1 pseudogene is annotated in these 504 nt (G+C 60.3%); it reads left to right on the forward strand.

Features of this window, described 5'->3' with window-relative positions:
• Positions 1-504 (forward strand): annotated as a pseudogene (locus JI62_RS19490) (hypothetical protein); the annotation flags it as partial.

Genomic DNA, 504 nt, shown 5'->3' on the forward strand with positions numbered 1-504 from the left:
ATCTTTAACGATGTCTTCCGCATGGGCCACAGTGACCAGACGGCCCGGGACGGGCTGCGTTCCTACCACTTGCTACGCAGCATGCAGGGCGACAGCGGAATTCCCGCACCGCAGCCGATCGAGTCGGTCGCCTTTCTAGAAATCGCCGTTGAGCCTGACGATTTAGCCTCGCTGCGCGAGCTGCTCAGCGCGTTGGGCATGGCCTGCGTAGGGCGACACCACACGCTTAACGCCGAGCGCTGGGCGGCAGGTGACGTCAATCTGGTACTCAATGCCGAATCAAGCTTTACCGGCCGCACGCCAGGACGCGATGCCACCGCAGTAACGGCGATTGGCCTGCGCGTGGCAAATGCCTATGAGGCGTTTAAACGTGCCGACAAACTTGGCTACGATATTGTCGAGCCTGAAGAAGTGGGCGCCAGCCACCGCATGAGCGCCCTGCGCAATGTGGATGGCAGCCTCTCCTATATTATTGACGACTCACAGCTAAGCCGCACCTGGGAT

It is taken from the genome of Halomonas campaniensis (genome assembly GCF_002211105.1).
GTDB classification, from domain to species: domain Bacteria; phylum Pseudomonadota; class Gammaproteobacteria; order Pseudomonadales; family Halomonadaceae; genus Vreelandella; species Vreelandella campaniensis_A.